This window comes from Holdemanella hominis, assembly GCF_014306155.1.
In the GTDB taxonomy this organism is placed as follows: Bacteria; Bacillota_I; Bacilli_A; order Erysipelotrichales; family Erysipelotrichaceae; genus Holdemanella; species Holdemanella hominis.
The window spans coordinates 1-18462 of record NZ_JACRWH010000042.1 but is presented as its reverse complement, the minus strand read 5'-3'; the positions used below and the strand labels follow the sequence as shown (position 1 = coordinate 18462).

At 34.5% G+C, this 18462-nt stretch carries 17 protein-coding genes, 1 other RNA gene and 1 riboswitch; of the genes, 5 read left to right on the top strand and 13 right to left on the bottom strand.

Features of this window, described 5'->3' with window-relative positions:
* Window positions 1-120: 120 nt before the first annotated feature.
* From H8911_RS09170 to nrdD, 5 genes are all read right to left on the bottom strand, one after another.
* Window positions 121-2328, bottom strand: a complete 2208-nt coding sequence (locus H8911_RS09170; protein WP_117924301.1) for an HAD-IC family P-type ATPase — start codon at window positions 2326-2328, stop codon at window positions 121-123.
* Window positions 2329-2400: 72 nt separating this feature from the next.
* Window positions 2401-2868 carry a hypothetical protein gene (locus tag H8911_RS09165; RefSeq protein ID WP_186999435.1) on the bottom strand — a complete coding sequence of 156 codons (468 nt, stop codon included), beginning with the start codon at window positions 2866-2868 and terminating at the stop codon, window positions 2401-2403.
* A gap of 8 nt (window positions 2869-2876) precedes the next feature.
* Window positions 2877-3524, bottom strand: coding sequence for a 2-C-methyl-D-erythritol 4-phosphate cytidylyltransferase (gene ispD, locus H8911_RS09160; RefSeq protein WP_117924297.1), 648 nt, complete (start codon window positions 3522-3524; stop codon window positions 2877-2879).
* Window positions 3525-4195: 671 nt separating this feature from the next.
* The gene (gene nrdG / locus H8911_RS09155; RefSeq protein WP_117924295.1) at window positions 4196-4717 is read right to left on the bottom strand and encodes an anaerobic ribonucleoside-triphosphate reductase activating protein; all 522 of its coding nucleotides are present in this window, start codon (window positions 4715-4717) and stop codon (window positions 4196-4198) included.
* Between the two features lie 34 nt (window positions 4718-4751).
* On the bottom strand, window positions 4752-6926 hold the full coding sequence (gene nrdD / locus H8911_RS09150; protein WP_117924293.1) for an anaerobic ribonucleoside-triphosphate reductase: 2175 nt from the start codon (window positions 6924-6926) through the stop codon (window positions 4752-4754).
* A 322-nt stretch (window positions 6927-7248) separates the two neighbouring features.
* On the opposite strand from nrdD, the gene H8911_RS09145 reads away from it, so the two are divergent.
* Window positions 7249-7947 carry a TIGR00266 family protein gene (locus H8911_RS09145; RefSeq protein ID WP_186999434.1) on the top strand — a complete coding sequence of 233 codons (699 nt, stop codon included), beginning with the start codon at window positions 7249-7251 and terminating at the stop codon, window positions 7945-7947.
* A gap of 24 nt (window positions 7948-7971) precedes the next feature.
* Here the strand turns inward: H8911_RS09145 and H8911_RS09140 are convergent, their stop codons facing one another.
* Window positions 7972-8370 carry a metal-dependent transcriptional regulator gene (locus H8911_RS09140; protein WP_186999433.1) on the bottom strand — a complete coding sequence of 133 codons (399 nt, stop codon included), beginning with the start codon at window positions 8368-8370 and terminating at the stop codon, window positions 7972-7974.
* 133 nt (window positions 8371-8503) lie between these two features.
* Between H8911_RS09140 and H8911_RS09135 the strand changes: the two genes are divergently transcribed.
* Window positions 8504-9436, top strand: coding sequence for a DUF1002 domain-containing protein (locus H8911_RS09135; RefSeq protein WP_186999432.1), 933 nt, complete (start codon window positions 8504-8506; stop codon window positions 9434-9436).
* Window positions 9437-9448: 12 nt separating this feature from the next.
* On the opposite strand, the gene H8911_RS09130 is transcribed toward H8911_RS09135, so the two are convergent.
* Together H8911_RS09130 and H8911_RS09125 are read right to left on the bottom strand one after the other, a co-directional pair.
* Window positions 9449-10639 carry an iron-containing alcohol dehydrogenase gene (locus H8911_RS09130; RefSeq protein WP_186999431.1) on the bottom strand — a complete coding sequence of 397 codons (1191 nt, stop codon included), beginning with the start codon at window positions 10637-10639 and terminating at the stop codon, window positions 9449-9451.
* A gap of 11 nt (window positions 10640-10650) precedes the next feature.
* Window positions 10651-11235 carry an HdeD family acid-resistance protein gene (locus H8911_RS09125; RefSeq protein WP_186999430.1) on the bottom strand — a complete coding sequence of 195 codons (585 nt, stop codon included), beginning with the start codon at window positions 11233-11235 and terminating at the stop codon, window positions 10651-10653.
* A gap of 148 nt (window positions 11236-11383) precedes the next feature.
* On the opposite strand from H8911_RS09125, the gene H8911_RS09120 reads away from it, so the two are divergent.
* Window positions 11384-11860, top strand: coding sequence for a COG2426 family protein (locus tag H8911_RS09120; protein WP_117924283.1), 477 nt, complete (start codon window positions 11384-11386; stop codon window positions 11858-11860).
* 50 nt (window positions 11861-11910) lie between these two features.
* On the opposite strand, the gene H8911_RS09115 is transcribed toward H8911_RS09120, so the two are convergent.
* From H8911_RS09115 to gpsB, 5 genes are all read right to left on the bottom strand, one after another.
* The gene (locus H8911_RS09115; RefSeq protein ID WP_186999429.1) at window positions 11911-12849 is read right to left on the bottom strand and encodes a magnesium transporter CorA family protein; all 939 of its coding nucleotides are present in this window, start codon (window positions 12847-12849) and stop codon (window positions 11911-11913) included.
* Between the two features lie 180 nt (window positions 12850-13029).
* The gene (locus H8911_RS09110) at window positions 13030-13485 is read right to left on the bottom strand and encodes a pyridoxamine 5'-phosphate oxidase family protein (protein WP_117924279.1); all 456 of its coding nucleotides are present in this window, start codon (window positions 13483-13485) and stop codon (window positions 13030-13032) included.
* Between the two features lie 7 nt (window positions 13486-13492).
* Entirely contained in the window at window positions 13493-14131 is a 639-nt protein-coding gene (locus H8911_RS09105) for an ECF transporter S component (RefSeq protein WP_117924277.1), read from the bottom strand.
* Between the two features lie 87 nt (window positions 14132-14218).
* Window positions 14219-14332: riboswitch (FMN riboswitch) on the bottom strand.
* Window positions 14333-14407: 75 nt separating this feature from the next.
* Window positions 14408-14751, bottom strand: an RNA gene (gene rnpB, locus H8911_RS09100) — RNase P RNA component class B.
* Between the two features lie 4 nt (window positions 14752-14755).
* Window positions 14756-15097: a cell division regulator GpsB gene (gene gpsB, locus H8911_RS09095; RefSeq protein ID WP_117924274.1), complete on the bottom strand. Its 342-nt coding sequence runs from the start codon at window positions 15095-15097 to the stop codon at window positions 14756-14758.
* Window positions 15098-15201: 104 nt separating this feature from the next.
* On the opposite strand from gpsB, the gene recU reads away from it, so the two are divergent.
* Together recU and H8911_RS09085 are read left to right on the top strand one after the other, a co-directional pair.
* Window positions 15202-15795, top strand: a complete 594-nt coding sequence (gene recU / locus H8911_RS09090) for a Holliday junction resolvase RecU (RefSeq protein WP_186999436.1) — start codon at window positions 15202-15204, stop codon at window positions 15793-15795.
* On the top strand, window positions 15796-18291 hold the full coding sequence (locus tag H8911_RS09085) for a transglycosylase domain-containing protein (RefSeq protein ID WP_186999428.1): 2496 nt from the start codon (window positions 15796-15798) through the stop codon (window positions 18289-18291). It abuts the gene before it with no gap.
* Window positions 18292-18462: the final 171 nt, after the last annotated feature.

Below are 18462 nucleotides of genomic sequence, written 5' to 3'. Positions count from 1 at the left end.
GGTGAATATGACCCATTTTTAGTAAATTCATAAATTTAAGTTTTCTTAACCTAATACGGAAACCCTACAATAATTTAAAGCCGGTATTTTCACATAACCCTACACTATTTTAGAGCGCCATTAATTTCCAAACTTTTTCTTTTTGTGATTTATTTTTTTAAAAATCATTTTTACCCAATTTGATACAAGCGTTAGTATAAAAGGAATCAGACATACATTTAAAATCACATAGATAATTTCATACCATTGTAAGTGAACAATATAGAAAAAGTTCTTACATAAAATGATTGAACCGGCAAATATTACTGACATGATTGTAACCAATATTTTTCTTAGCATTGTCATTGGCACACATACTCGTATCAACACCATAAGTGCATTGACTCCGGCAAGAATTGTACACATTGTTGAATATTCATTAGGTGAAATATAAACAAAATGGCCTAAGATTGAAACACCAATTACACTACAAATTACACATATGGCTCCTGGCAATGCTTTAGATATAACATTTCTTAAGAAATTTTCTTTTACAATATTTCCGTTTGGTTCAAGCGTTAATATAAAGCTAGGAATTCCAGTTGCCAAGGCTGAAATCAAAGTCAATTGAATAGGTTTAAACGGATAGTTTTTTAAACATACAAGTGTTAATAAAGAAAGTCCAATTGAGAAGATTGTCTTCACCAAAAATAAAGAGGCTGTTCTTTGAATGTTATTAATAACACAACGTCCTTGATATAAAATAACAGGTAATGTATTCATTTGGTTTTCTAATAAAACTAGGCTCGCCACACTTTTACATGCTTGTGAACCCGAACCCATCGCAATAGAACAATCTGCTTCCTTTAATGCCATAACATCATTTACACCATCACCCGTCATTGCGACAGTTTTATTTCTTCTTTTTAAAGCTAACACAAGTTCCTTTTTTTGTTCTGGAGTAACACGTCCAAAAATCGAATACGAATCTACAACCATTTCTACATCCTTTATAGTAGACATATCAATACTTTTTGATGTAAAACCTGCTTTTCTCGCTAAAGCTTCCACTGTTCTAGGATCATCTCCTGAAATAATTTTTATATCCACGCCTTGTTTTTTAAAGAAATTTAAAGTATCTTTGGCATCTGGCCTTAATTCATCACGAAGGCAAATATAAGCCAAAACAGCATTATCTTTCATCAAAACAACTACACGCATAGCTTGAGACGTATAGTCTTCAATATGTTTTTCTACATCCAAATCTATTTCTTTGGCAATATATGAATACGCTCCTAATTTATATTCTCCATCTTCAAATGTCACGCTCGAATATTTTCTTTGACTTGAAAACGGCAAATAGGATACAACTTTCTTATAATTTCTTGCCTTAAAATAGTTTCTTATCGCTATAGCTGTCGCATTGTCATCTGGTAAAGCCTGCATCATATCGCCTAGAATTCCGTCGACATTTTCAATTTTTTCAACATGACAAACACTTAGTTTTCCTTGAGTCAATGTACCGGTCTTATCTAAACACAGTGTATCTGTCCTAGCTAAGGTTTCGATACAATATAGTTCCTGTACTAAAACCTTTTGTTTACCAAGCTTATAAGCACTGATTGCCAATGCAACACTAGTTAAAAAGACAAGACCTTCGGGAATCATGCCTACAACGCCAGCCACAGTATTTAAGGTTGCAGTTGTATAATTTGTTTTAATAAGCTGCTTAATGAACAAAACACATCCCAATGGAATTAAAATATATGTACACCATTTTATAATCCAATCAATTGAATCTCGTAACTGACTCGGATAACGTTTAAAACGCTTAGCATGTTTTAAAATCGAATACGCATAAGTATCTTGTCCTACTTTGTCTACGTGCATCCAACATTTTCCTGAAATCACAAAGCTTCCACTAAGTAATGATGAATTTTCTTGTTTATATACCGCATCACTTTCACCCGTCAACATGGATTCATCGCATTCAATGTTTCCAGATATAATATGACCATCAAAACTGATTTCATCGCCAGCATATAATACGAGAATATCGTTGACTTTCACTTCTTCAACGCTTAATTCCAGTTCAGTATTATTTCGAATCACATGAATCTTTGTCTGATTTAATAAAGAAAGCTTATCCAACATATGTTTTGAACGAATTTCCTGGAACAATCCAATCACCATATTTAAAATGACCGTAATCATAAAGAGCATATTACGATAAGATCCCGTAAAGAATACAAATATAGCTAGAACAACGTTTATTCCATTAAATAAAGTAAACACGTGTTGTTTAATTATTTCTTTATAGCTTTTCGATAAATTATTTGGGTTATGCATATATTTATTATACTACATTTTAAAATATGAAATTATTAAGATTCTATTAAAAATGATACGACAATAGCCGTATCATTCAAAAGATTCTAGTGGTGTATCCGCAAGCGCAACAGCTTGGGCATAAGATGTAATTGCCAAGTTGGATTCAATAGCTTTTTGTAGGCAGAACATCAATAATCTTGTATCAAATGCCTGCAAGTCTTTATCAAAGTTAATAGCCGGATATTTTGATAAATGCTCTAATAATGTATCTACGTTTTCTTTTGTATGTTTTGTAGAAATACCAGTCACAACAACATTTTCTTGTTTAACAGCCTTTAAGCCATTCAACAATGCTACATACGGTTTATCTGGTCTTTGTACAAGCATCACCTTATTTTTAGGGGATGAAGCCAGTCTTAATGTCCATACACTCTTGCAGCTCACAACAATTTGCGTACAATTTTCATCATTCGCAAACAAATCAATTGTTTCTAATAATTTGTCATACGTATCTTCTACTTCTTTACAATCATCAAATATCAACGCTGAATATTCCATCTTTATACCTATCCTTTCAAATCTTCTGGCAAAGTTATTTTTTTATTTGTGAAACTTGATAATACCACTTTTACTCTCGCCTTAGAAAACCACTCTACAAGCTGAGCATCGTCTGTTGCCTGCACTTGTTTATTCCTTGCAAGTCGGTGACACTCTTTAATTAAATTCGTTTTAAAACATTGCGGTGTCTGAGCATGATATACAAGCTTTCTTTCTAATGATTCCTTTACATAACCATCCACAACAATCTTTGTCGTATCCACACTAGGTACCATTAATAAACAGGCATCCTCTGTTTCTAAAGAGTGTTTCAAATCTAAAATCCACTTTTTTTCAACAAAAGGTCTAGCCCCATCATGAATCATAACATAATCTTGATCTACGATTTGTAATCCGTTGTATACACTATCTTGTCGTGTTTGTCCTCCTGTTACAACTTGGATTCGAGAATCATATAAATAGTTTTCAATAACATAGTCCTTTTCATAATCCGCACAAACTAAAACGACCTGTTTACAATCTTCATCTGATAAAAAAACAGACAGACTCTTATTCAGTACAGTTTGTCCATTTTCAAAAGTATAAAATACTTTATTATAATCTAAATTCGTTCGACTGCCTCTTCCAGCAGCTAAAACAATCACGCTATAGTTCATGGATTCATTATATCAAATTTTCTTAACAATTGATAAAAAAATTGGAAGATTAAACGACCATATAAAAATAGTTGGGGGTTTAGATCTGCTTTAAGATTACATAGGGCAGTGTGCTAGGCAGCTAAAAATTCGCTCCAAAGTATTTTGGGGCTTTTTTAGTACCTGTAGCTATGCACTTGTTGATTTTCAAGAGGATTAATATACGTTATTATAGAATTATAAGATTGTTGTTGTACATTTATGTTCTTCATTCAGATATAAATGTCTTCCAGGATTACATGAATGAAACTCGGATTATTTTGTTTTAAAACAAGCCTTTAATTACTGTTGTATCGTTTCAAAAGACACAGGAGTAATTACTGTAGAACAGAAAAGAATCAACAATGCATTGTTGCAGAATCATATCGCAATCATCAAATTGGTTACGAAAGCAGCCAGTGGCTATCAAAGCTGGGAGTGATTCAGAAATGGATGTATGCTGATCTTAGGAAAGTCATCGATTTTGAAATCGACAAGGATGATGGAAGCATTAAAATGGTTGAAAAAATGGACCCAGACAGCTAAATGTTGTCTGAGCCCAATATCAGCTATAAACTGTTTTGGGGTATATGCCGCTCCTTAAATTCTTGGAGAGCAAATTCACCTAACCCCATCCAAATTTATTGCACCGATTAAACTTCCAATTCAATTACCTCTTGTTCTTTCAAAGATTTTTTCATATCAATAAGCCTTTGGTTTCTTGAACCACGAAATGCCAATGTGATATCTTTTTCTTCTTCTTTAAATGGACCATCCACTAAAACATCCAATAACGACAACATTTCATCCGTTACTTCACAATGTTTTCGTCCACCATCCAACAAGTCTTGATCTAAAACAAAGCCTGTAAAAGACCAAATATTCTTTTCTGGTAATTCGTCACGAACACGACGAAGCAATTTAACTAATTCTCTTTGATTCTCCGGCTCAAAAGGCTCTCCACCAAGTAATGTCAAACCTGAAATATGGCTTGGTTTTAAAGCATCAATAACCTCATCTTCTGTTTCCTTTGTATAAGGCTTACCATAATCAAAGTTCCATGTTTCTGGCTGGAAACAATTTTTACAATGATTTGTACATCCCGATACAAATAGTGTCACACGCACCCCTTTACCGTTCGCAATATCGTTTTTCTTTATATTTCCAAAATACATAAATACCTCCTAAAAAAGAGCTAGAAACTAGCTCTTATAAGTGTAGTACTCTTTCTTTGATTTCTTGTGTTCGTCCTTGATTCCAGAACTGTGTACCGATATATCCACAAGTACGACGAGCCACATTCATTTTTTCTTGGTCACGATTTCCACAATTTGGACATTCCCAAACTAATTTATGGTTTTCATCTTCCACAATCTTGATTTCTCCTGTATATCCACATACTTGGCAATAATCTGATTTTGTGTTCAACTCTGCATACATAATATGATTATAAATATGTTTCATAATTGCCAAAACAGCTTCAATGTTATTTTCCATATTTGGAACTTCTACATAGCTAATGGCTCCACCTGGAGAAAGTTTTTGGAACTGTGATTCAAATGTTAATTTAGTAAACGCATCAATTTCTTCTGTTACATGAACATGATAGCTATTTGTGATATAGTTCTTATCCGTTACATGTGGAATAATTCCAAAACGCTCTTGTAGATGTTTAGAGAACTTAAATGTAGTTGACTCCATAGGAGTTCCATATAATGAGAAGTCAATATTTTCTTCTGCCTTCCATTTAGCACAAGCATCATTTAGATACTGCATAACTTTCAATCCAAATGAAGTTCCTGGCTCTTCAGTATGAGGGTGTCCAGTCATATAATATACACATTCACATAATCCAGCATATCCCAAAGAAATTGTAGAATATCCACCAAATAATAATTTGTCGATTGGCTCTCCTTTTTTCAAACGCGCCAATGCACCATTTTGCCATAAAATAGGAGCTACATCACTTGGTGTACCTAATAATCTTTCATGGCGACACATCAATGCCTTTTTACACAACGCCAATCTTTCATCCATGATTCTCCAGAATGCTTCTTCATCCTGTTTACTTGAACAAGCTACATCAACTAAGTTCAAAGTAACAACACCTTGGTTGAATCGGCCATAGTATTTTGGTTTACCATTTTCATCTAAATACGTAGTTAAGAATGAACGACATCCCATACACGGATAACAATGCCCTTCTCCATTCGCATCTACTTTTAATTCCAACATTTTCTTTTCAGAAATATAATCTGGAACCATACGCTTAGCTGTACATCTAGCCGCTAATTCTGTCAAATGCCAATATTTAGAATCTTCTTCAATGTTGTTTTCTTCAAGAACATAAATCAATTTAGGGAAAGCCGGCGTAATCCAGATACCTTTTTCATTTTTAACTCCCTTGATTCTTTGTTTCAACATTTCTTCAATAATCATAGCTAAGTCATCACGAGTCTGTCCTTCAGGCACTTCATTTAAATACATGAAGACAGTCACAAATGGAGCTTGACCATTTGTCGTCATCAATGTGATAACCTGGTATTGAATCATCTGTACACCTTTTTCAATTTCTTTACGAACACGCATTTCTGCCATTTTATTAACTGTATCTTCAGATGAATCTAGATTCAATGATTCTAATTCTTCTTTTACTTCACGACGTGCTTTTTCTCTTGAAACCTGTACAAATGGAGCTAAGTGAGAAAGTGTAATACTTTGCCCTCCATATTGTGAACTAGCAACTTGCGCAATTATTTGTGTAGCTACGTTACATGCTGTAGAGAAACTATGTGGTTTTTCAATCATTGTTTCAGAGATAACTGTACCATTTTGAAGCATGTCCTCTAAATTTACTAAACAACAGTTGTGCATGTGTTGTGCAAAGTAATCTGAATCATGGAAATGAATAACACCTTTTTCATGGGCCTCCATAACATCTTGAGGTAACAAGAAACGTTTTGTGATATCCTTTGAAACTTCTCCAGCCATATAATCACGCTGAACACTGTTTACTAATGGATTTTTATTTGAGTTTTCTTGTTTAACTTCTTCATTATTTCGCTCCAGCAAAGACATGATCTGCTTATCTGTTGAATTTGCCTTACGAATTAAAGCACGTTCATAACGATATGTGATATAGTTGTGAGCTACCGCAAAACAACGATGTTCCATCAATTCTCCCTCAACCATATCTTGAATTTCTTCCACATTTGGGCTTCTCTTCAAGTTTTCACATTTATCGATAACACTTTGCGTAACAGAATGAATCAATTCATCTGTCATTTGATTGTGTGTTGTAGCTTTACTTGCTTTTTTGATTGCATTTTCAATCTTTGATGCATCAAAAACGACTTCTTCTCCACTTCTTTTAATTACATTCATATTAATCCTCCTGAAAATAGTTGAACCTTCAACTATTTTTGTATACATCTAGTATACTAATAAATTTTTCTAAAACAAGTCTTTACATTCATACGAAATAATGCTTGACCTTTATGTAAAGGAAACCAGTTTTTTTATTTTTTTAAAGTCCGCTAATTTGTGTAAATATTTTAATTTCCAACCATTTTTGTGCAACCTCATTTATCATTAAAATAATATGAATATTGACACTTATTGTGTCAATTTAAATAAATTATGATAATTAATGTTAAATTCACATATACTTGATACAATAAAAGAAAGATGCAAAAAGGAGGTCACTATGGACTATAAAATCAAAGGCGATTCAGATTGCCCTATCGTTGAAATCAATCTACAGAATAATGAAACGGTAAAAATCGAAAGAGGCTCTATGGCCTATATGTCAAACGTTGTGATTGAAGGTAAAATGAACAGTAACAAAAAAGGTATTAGCGGCGTATTAGGCGCCTTAGGACGAAGCCTTACCAGTGGCGAAAGTATGTTTATTACAGAGGCTACCGGAACAAGTCACGACGGATTACTTGGTATTGCACCTTCTATTCCAGGAAAAATCACATGTTTAGAGGTTACACCAGCATGTCACTACTATTTAAATAATGGTGCTTTTTTGGCATGTGATAACACTGTTAGCTACGAAATGAAAACACAAAGCGTTGGAAAAGCATTACTTGGTGGAACCGGTGGATTCTTTGTCATGCATACATCTGGACAAGGCGACCTATTGATCAATGCATATGGTGACATTATGGAAATCAATGTAGATGCAGATCATCCAATCACAATTGATAATGAACACGTTATCGCATGGGACGATTCTTTAGATTATGAAATCAAAATTGCATCCGGGACATTTGGATTCACAACAGGTGAAGGTTTAGTGAATGAGTTCCACGGAAACGGAAAAGTGTACATCCAATCTCGTAACCTACATTCATTAGCTGATGCATTAATCCCATTTATACCTCAAGGAAAGGACTAAAAAAGCGTGAGCCATTCACGCTTTTTACTTACAATCGTCCCCCTTGCAGTCAATACATGAGCGCACGCATTTACTACCCTTTAATTTTTTAAAACTCTCTTCACTAATTGTATGTTCCATACGACAAGCTTCTTCTTCTGCAAGAACAGATTCTACGCCAGCATGGAGCAATTGATTCTTAAAATAAATATGCCTTTCATACACTTGACTAGCCTGTTTTTGTCCTTGTTCTGTAAAGAATAAATATCCTGTTTTGTCCGTATAAATCAATTCTTTTTCTTTTAAGTCTTTCAAAGCATGTGAAACGCTCGGCTTAGAAAAGCCTAGAGCTGCCGCCACATCAATAGCACGAACATTCTCTTGTTGAGACTTTAATACATATATTGTTTCTAAATAATCTTCCTGAGATTGTGTTAGCTGCATTTCTATTCCTCCAGTTAGTTTTAGCTTACCATAAAAGTATAACAAAATTTCACATAAGATTCAAAACTTTTGCACAAAAAATAAAGTTAAGATACACTAGTAAAGCAAAATTATGCAAAAGGAGAACAAAAAAATGTTTAAATGTAATAAATTATTAGGCGTATCTCTAGCAGCCATTATGAGCATTTCAGCCGCTGCCACGAACGTATTCGCAATCGATACATCTGTTATAGATGAAAAATGGGGTAAACCAACCGTTGTATATGGTGGTGGTTTAAGTGAAGATCAAATCCAAAGCACACGTGAATTATTTGATATTGAAGATACAAATAACGTCTACGAAACAAGTGTTGATGCCAACGACTTATACAACTATTTAGGAATCGTTGGCGGAGATACATCCAGTTTGATTTCAAGTGTTATGGTTCAAAAACAAGATTCTGGTACAGGTGTAAAAGTAAAAATCATCACACAAAGCAATATCACAAAGATCACATCCAACCAATATGCCAACGCCGCAATTACAGCAGGTGTCAGTGATGTTGAAATCGATGTTGCTTCCATTTCAAAAGTTACCGGAGAATCTGCTCTAACCGGCGTTTACAAAGCGTTAGAAGCTAACGGAGAAACACTAGATCCAGACCGCACACAAGTTGCACAAGATGAGCTTGAAGCAACAAACGAAATTGCTCAAAATAATGCAGACGATTCTAATTTTGACTCTGCCCGCTTAGATCAGGCTTTAGTAGAAATCAAACAAGAGCTTGCCCAAATCAAGCAAAACCAAGGTAGTGCTGCAACTACCGAACAAGTTGAACAAGTCGTACAGGATGCTTTGGAGGAATTTAATTTAAGTGACATCATCTCTCAAGACGATATCGATAAATTGATTGCATTCGCCAAGAAATACCAAAACACTTCGGCTATTGACTCACAAGAAGTATTAAATCAATTAAACAAATTATCTGGCAGTTTAAAAAATCAATTATCTGGATTATTCAACAAAGCCCAATCTGAAGGATGGTTTGACAAGATTATTAACTTCATTAAAAGTCTATTTAACTAAAATAAGGAAGTCTTAAGCGACTTCCTTTTCATTTGCCATACGATATATTTCAAGCATATCCATTTCATCCAACTCTTTAAATTTTCCAATTGTGCGCGTATGCTCAAAGCTGCATTTGTATGTTAATTCATACAATTCTGGTTCTGTACACTTACGTTTTAACAATCCTTGAATACTTGTCGGCATGCCGATACTTCTAAAGAATTCTTCCATCTTTTCAATAGTATTCAAAGCACAAGATAATGTATCCGAATCATCCAAACCAAAAACACGATGCCCAAGTTTGGCAAATCGCGTTGGATTTTCCATATATACATGATTTGCCCAACTATCCCAAATAGCCGCAAGACCTGCACCATGTGCTACATTAAACATTCCACTTAATTCATGTTCCAATTGATGGCAAGCCCAATCTCCTAAAGAACGATCTCCAGTCATGTCATTGTGTGAAACACTACCTGCCCACATAATTTCAGAGCGTGCCTGTTCGTTAGAAGGATCTTCTAAAAGAATTTTTGTGTTTTTTATGACAATACGGACTAAACTTTCTGCCATTTGATCTACCAAATCCAATGTTTGGGATGGCGTAAAATATCGTTCCAATGTATGCATAATAATATCCGTACACCCACACATTGTTTGGTATTGAGATACAGTATATGTTAATTTTGGATTTAAAATAGAAAATTTAAAATATCCATAATCACTGCTTAAACCACGTTTCAGATTACCATCTTCATTTGTGATTACACTTGAATTGCTCATTTCACTGCCTGTTGCGGATAGCGTTAAGATACACCCCATAGGTAAAGCACCCTTCACCTTTTTCTTTCTTGCGTAATAATCCCAGACATCACCTTCATTATAAACACCATATGCAATGCCTTTGCTTGAGTCTAAAACGCTTCCTCCACCAACAGCAAGAATAAAGTCAACTCCTTCTTCTTTACAAATTTGAATTCCTTCGTTCACCTTTGAAAGTAATGGATTAGCAACAACACCTCCACACAAACAATAGGCAATATTTTCTTCATCAAGCGCCTTTTTCACTCGATCCAAAAGACCGGATTGAATGGCACTTTTCCCTCCATAATGAATCAATACTTTCTTTGGATGATATTCTTGTAAAATCTTTCCAACCCTTTGTTCCTCATCTTTACCAAAATACACTTTTGTTGGTGCATAAAACTTAAATTTTTCCATGTTTACCCCTTTTAAATCTTTTTCATTGAAACAGCTTCAATCGACAAGCTAAGACCAGCCACAACCAAATAGGTCGCAATAATATAATTAATGACTAAAGCACTTTGGAATGGCATTACCAAAAAAATAATGCTTAACAACAGATTGACCCAACCTGTAAAACTTAAATATTTCGTATCGATCACTCTAAAAAAACTAAGTCTAGAACCCCAAGTAATCTTTTGAATACCATTGACCAATAGCACAAACGCAAACAAAAATGTAAATGTACTTACAGTAATTGTAACTGGCATCGTGCATAATAAACAACCTAACAAAATATTTAAGATACCACTGGCTAGCCACATTGCATCTCTAAAGAAGAAGGTTGTTGTGATATATGAATAAATTTCACATGCACCCCAAACAATCAAGCCAATGGCTGCGATAATTTGAATCGTTGTGAATACCTTTTCTGGAAACACAAAACATAAAATACCAATAAGAATCAATACTATACTTAATATTATACTCATTCTTTTAGCCTTTTTATACCTTTCATTCCATTGTGTTTTGAATTCATCAATATAATCATAATCAGAATCAAACCATTTCATAAGTAACATCTCCTTTATGATTTCAGTATAACACTATTTTTAGCGCTTTCAACACCACAGTGCTAGACACGTTTTAAATTCTGTCTATTATTGTAAATTTATGTCATCAATGATAAACTTTTATTTGTCGAAAAAAAGGAGATTCTAAATGTTTAAAAAATACCTGATTGTGTTTTTTGTATCTATGGTACCACTTATTGAACTTCGTGGAGCAATTCCAATCGCAGCCGGAATGGGATTACCATTTATTCAATATTATATAATTGCGATTATTGGAAATATGATTCCTGTTCCCTTCATCTATTTCTTTGCCAGAAAGATTCTTGTCTGGGGAGCTGACAAGCCAGTTGTCGGAAACTTCTTTACGTGGTGTCTAGAAAAAGGTGAAAAAGGTGGTAAAAAATTACAAGCCACTGCAGGAAAAGGATTGTTTGTAGCCCTATTAATATTTGTGGGCATTCCATTACCAGGAACAGGAGCCTGGACTGGTACACTTGCCGCTAGTATCTTAGATATGAATTTCAAATCGAGTGTACTAGCTGTTATGTTAGGTGTCATTTTAGCCGGTATCATCATGGCTCTTACGAGTATGGGATTGTTTGGAGCACTGGGAGCACTATTCTAATAGTGCTTTTTCTTTTATCTAAAAGAAAAAAGGTTTGATTTTTTCAAACCTTACTTAAACATATTGTGCCTGAAAAAATAAACAGTCGCAATTACACAAGCTAAAATAGCTACAAAACTAGGAAACCATACAAACGGAAATGGCAACTGTACGTTCATCCCATAGAATCCAAAAATAATATTTGGGATAGCCATAACAATTGTGATTACAGTCAATTTATTCATGACAATGTTCATATTATTAGAAATAATACTCGCAAACGTATCCATCGTACCTGCCATTGTGTTTGAGTAAATGTTACACATCTCGATGGCCTGATGGATTTCAATCATGACGTCCTCTAACAAATCCTCATCTTCTTCATACAATTGAATTTGTTTTCCACGCATAATTTTATTTAATGTTACTTCATCCGATTTTAACGAAGTCGAAAAATAAACCAATGATTTTTCTAAACCTAACATTTCAATCAACTCATCATTTTCTACCGATTGATGTAAACGCGTCTCAGCACGACTTGATAAACGATCAATTTGGCGTAGACAAATCAAGAAACGTTGTGAAATACGCAAAGCTAAAAGTAAGAAGAACCTCGTTTTTAAACGCGTATCCATACCTTTGATTCTTCCTTGTGACATTTCTAAAATACTCCAGTTTTCATACAAACTAATTGTGACTACATATCCTTTTAAAATCACAATACCAATTGGCAATGTGGAATAAGTTGAATCAATCGAATCATCATCTTCATTTTCCGCACTTGGATAGTCAAAAATAATCAACAACTGTCTAAAATCATCGTCATAGTCCATATGCGAGCTTTCTTCTTCATCCAGTGAAGATTTGACAAATTCAGGTAAAACACCAATTTGTTCAATCAAATAATATCTTTCTTCTTCTGTAGGTGCAATCGCATTAATCCAACAGCCTGGTTCTGGTTCTTGAATTTTGCGTGTTCCATCTTCAAATGTTTTATAAAACTCTAACACAATTTGTCCTCCTTATATCTTAAACGAAGACAAATCCCATGTCTCCGAACATATATACATTTTTATTATTAAAATAACTCGGGTCTGGAGACATGTTTCCACCTACTTTCTACTAGAGAATATTGTATCATATTCATGTCATTTTCTTGTAAATTTTCACAAAAAAAAGACTAGTAAAAACTAGTCATAAGGTTTGTATTCCACTGTTTCTTTGTCAAAATCAATAAACAATTGGAATGCATTACGATCTTTGTCTTCATCCCAGATTTCAACAAACTTAGGTGTAACTTCAATTAGAATTTCTGTATCTACATGTGAATATGCATTGTAGCTTTGCCACAAGAATTCTTTGTATTTCTTTTCAAAAATACGACCAGGTTCATCAACAACCAAGCCTAAGTTTTTAGCTGTCCCCTCTACTTGCACTCCATTAAAGCACATAGCTACTTTATCATTTTTGAACAATTGTTGTGTTTTTCTAAAGTTTTTGTCCGTCTTAAAATAAATCTTGTCATTGTAGAAAACGCAACTTACATTTCTTACCATAGGATAATCGTCTACACAGCTAGCCAAAGCCATGATTTTATAATCCCCTAATTTTTCATCCATAATTTTTTTTGCTTCTAAAAGTTCCATGTTTTTCCTAACCTTTCATAACTAATATTAAAACTGCAATTGATACAATAATAAATGCACTGACAATTCCAACATCTTTTGTAAGTCCTTCACTTGTATTAGGCTGTGTAACAAACTGCGTATTTCTCAACGCATTTACAAGTGGTTTGTAGATCAACATTGCACAGGCTGCATTTAATGTACATTTAATAAAATTGAATGGAACAATACCTGGAAGTAACATACCGACCACTGCACTTCTTGGCATTTGATAATAAATCGGTGTAACAATATAGTTCCATAATGTCATACTCAATGTACAGCATACAGTTCCTAATACCAAGCCGATGATAGCTCCTTTTTTAGAGTGTTTATACTTATAGATGCAAGCTGCAACACATGCAAATGTACAAGTTGAAATCACATTCATCAAAACATCTAATAAGTTTCCTCCACGGAATACGATTTCTAAAAACGAACACAATAGACTCATAATAAAAGATGTCATAGGGCCATAAATAAATCCTGCAATCACAATAATGATATCTTTTGGATCGTAGCTTAGAAAAGATACGGCTGGTACAATTGGAAATTGTATCAATAAGTTTAAAACCATTGCCATCGCACTTAAGATCGCAATCGTTGTTAGTTTCTTTGTTGAACTCATAAATCATCATCCCTTCATATATCAACTAAAAAAACGTGCCTAAAGAAAATCCCCTAGGCGCGTTTAAATATACAAAAGAATATATAAAAACATCTTCTTCCATCCAGACTATACTGTCGCCACTGGAATTGCACCAGTTCATGCATAATGCTCGCGGGGTTTACCGCCGATAGGGAATTTCACCCAACCCTGAAGATTTAATTTATGCAAATTCAGTATACACTTGTTTCAAGTAAAAAAAAAGAGCAAATTAAATTGCTCTTTGTAGTATCCTTAAATCATAAGCCATGTTCTGTTCCACTTGCGTGGTGACAGTCATTTATCTATAGCATAAAGCTATCCAGCCTTCCTTTCGTTTCATTCCAGCCGGTTCCCCTACCAAATTTGGGTTTCTCGCTTGTGGGGTTTACCCGTTCCACCCTATACGTTTCCATATAGATTCGTCTCTGTGGCACTTTTAAAGTTTGTTTACATAGTTTCCCTTAGCAAACAAAACAGCCGTCAAGCAATAACTTGCCTAGACTTATTTATTCATCTAGCACAAACACTACAATCATCACAGATTGTGCGAGCATGGACTTTCCTCTAACTATCTATGTAGCCAGCGACTGTCGATTTAATTCACTATTCTTCACTTTGATTAAATACAGCTTTTTCCAAACGTGCAATACGTTTTAAAATATCGACTGTATTACTGCTTCCATTCACAAAATCAGAATTTACTTTTTCGTTTAAGTTTTCATTCTCACTTTGTAACGCAAACAACTGTTGCTGCAATTCTTTGATTTTTTCTTCATAACGAGTGACTGCAGCACCTAATTCTTCTACTTTTTCATCATATTTTTGATAATCTTCAATTACCATATCTAGAAATTCATCTACTTCAGCAGGGGCATATCCCTTCAAGTCTACATGAAATTCTTTTTCATAAATTTCCTGAGCTGTCAAATTCATATCTTTTGCCATATATAAGTCCCCCCTATATCTACCTAAGTATTATGAATGTTTTACACAAAAAAATCAACTCTGACTTTTCAGATTCATTGAATGTTCATTCTTTTTCATATATAATGTTCGTGATGAGCACTATTAAATATCCGAATGCAATTTCAACCATAAATACAATGCAACAAAAGAGTTATAGTTCTCGAGGTATGCGCCTCGAAAACGATATAAATGACTCTAATAAATATTATAGAGAACTCGATAAAGCTTTGATTTATAAAAAGCCAACACCCGTTCAAGTTGTTCATGTGGACTATCCAAAAAGGCAAAGAGCTAAAATTACTGAAGCTTACTATAAAACGCCTTCCACGACGGACTACAACGGCGTATATCGAGGTAAATACATTGATTTTGAAGCAAAGGAAACGAAAAATAAAACGAGTTTCCCACTCTTTATGATTCACCCACATCAAATCAAACATCTAAAAAAAGTTGTATTTCATGGAGGTATTGGTTTTTTTATTATTCGATTTAATTATCATAACGAAACCTACCTTATTGATTCAAAACTGCTCATAGATAAAATAGAAAATATAGACAAAAGCTCTATACCATATTCTTGGTTTCAATCCCACGGGATTCTTATTCAAGAAGGATTATATCCTAGGTTAGCGTATTTAAAAGCTGTAGATGAACTCTATTTTAAGGAGGATAAGTAAATGGCCCAATCACAACACGAACAAAATAAGCCAAAAACACAAAAGACAAACAGAAGAAAACTAGACATTTGGAATAAACTAGCCGTATCCGTCTTATCTATATTTTTAGTTGGATGCATCTCCGTATTCTTCGTTCTTGTTAACATTATCAACGATCCTGACGGCATGCGTTTTTCGCAAGACGGTTTGACTACATTATCCAATTCAAGACTTTACGATGCTTCAGGCAACGTATTCTATGAACTTGGAGATGAGATCCGTGAAGACGTAACCTATTCACAAATTCCACAATCTGTTGTCGATGCTTTTTTATCAATTGAAGATTCACGTTTCTTCGACCACAATGGATTTGACTTGCCACGTTTTTTGAAATCTGCTATGGCAAACTTGAAATCTGGAAGTCTTGCTCAAGGTGGTTCTACATTAACCATGCAGATGATTGATAATGCATTTACTAAGAACCAGGAAAAGAAATTAGAAACTGAACAGGGTACGATCACAACCGTTCAAAAATTAAAATTAAAAGTTCAAGAAATCTATCTTTCATTGATTGCTGAACAAAGCATTAATAAAGAACAAATCTTTGAATACTACGTAAACCGTATTTGGTTTGGTTCAGGAAACAATACACGTGGCATTCAAAAAGCCGCACAATACTTCTTTAACAAAGATGTATCCCAATTAAATTTAGGTGAGGCTGCCTTCTTGGCAGGTTGTATCAATGCACCAGATACATACAATCCATTAAACAATTTAAACGAAGCAAACACAAAGCTAGATCATTTAAAAGCTGCTCAAAATCGTAGAAATGTAACTTTAGAATTGATGTTACAACATGGTTATATTACGGAAGAAGAATTTAATCTTGCTTCAAACCAAGATTTGTCATTCTCTTTAGAATATGTAGAGCGTACAAGTGATGATCCAAATCAAGCTTATATCACACAAACATTAAGTGAGGTTATGGAATTAACTGGACAAGATCCGGCCATTATTCCAATGGATATCTATACCGCACTAAATCAAGATGCTCAAAAACAAGCTGATGAAATATGTAACGGTAACATCGTTCAATTCCCTAACGAATATTTCGATGTTGGTTTCTCAATGATTGAAAACGATACGGGGGAAATTATTGCAGTTGGACCTGGCCGTCGTTATCACTCAGACTCCGTAAAAATTGATTACTCAACCGAACCAAATCAACCAGGTTCAAGTATGAAACCATTACTTGCCTATGCAAGTACATTTGATATCTTAGGATGGTCTACCTCTCATCAGGTAAACGATAAGAAAAAAGACTATTGGAAAAATGGTTCTTACGCTCCTAAAAACTCAGACGGTAAATACAATGGTATTATGAGTTTACAAGATGCATTAGGTGTTTCAAAAAATACCACAGCCGCTCAAGCTATGATTGATTTAGTAACCGCTAAAGGCTATGATTATTGGATCGATTATTGTAAAAAGCTTGGTTTTAGCGATGAAGTAGCTGAAGGATTTAATGAACAATACGCAATCGGTGGTTCGAGCATGCGTGCAAGCCCAATCCAACAAGCAAGTGCTTACTCAACATTTGCGAATGGAGGTAAGCGTGTAGATGCTCACCGTGTAAGAAAAGTAGTTCGTAGATCCGATAAAAAAGAATTTAAGACAAACGCTAAAACATATGATATTATCAGTGAACAAGCCGCATGGATGATTTCGCAATTACTTGAAAAAGTAGTTTCAGGTGGTTACCAAAACTACAACGAAATTCTTGCGAGCAACTATACAGTATATGGAAAATCAGGTACAACAGACTGGCCTGCGAACCCATATAAAATTCCTGAGGGGGTTGCCAAAGATGAATGGTCAGTAGGCTATACAAATAAATATACAATCGCTTGTTGGAGTGGATATACAACGGATGCCATCACAAACTATGGTATGTATATTACTTGGAATGATTTAAATGTTGCTTCAGCATTCCATATTTCACACTACATGCTTGATTACATGCAAAAATATGCAACATATTCTGCACTTGAAAGACCTAGTGGTATCTCAGACTACAGGGGTGGATACATCAAAGATGAATTCAAATCAAAAGGTGATATAACATCCGAAAACAATGATGCGCAAGATGCTTGTGAAGCCAATGGTGGCGAATGGGATGAAGAAAACCAGACATGTAAAAAGTCTGATGATAAAGAAAGAGAAGCTTGTGAAGCCGATGGTGGTGAATGGGATTCTGAAGCTGGTACATGCAAAAAAGAAGAAAAAGAAGAAACAAACGAAGCCGAAAAAACTTGTACAGATAACGGCGGAACTTGGGACGGAAGTGCATGTACATATCCTTCTACAGAACCAACAGAACCTACAGAACCAACAGAACCTACAACACCTGAAGCAACGGAACCTAGTACTCCAGGAACAGATACTTCCACAGACAACACAACAGGCTATGTTTGGTTTGATCGAAGAAATCTCTACAATATATTCGATAGACTATAACAATGAAAGTGCTCAATTGAGTACTTTTTTTGTAAAAAAAAGGGGTCATTTCCAATGTCATTAAGTTAAGAAATGACGAACCATCCAGATACTATTGTCTGGATGGTGTTTTTATTTGAAAGCACGACGAAATTTGTAGTATTGCTACTACATTTTAAAAAATATATAATA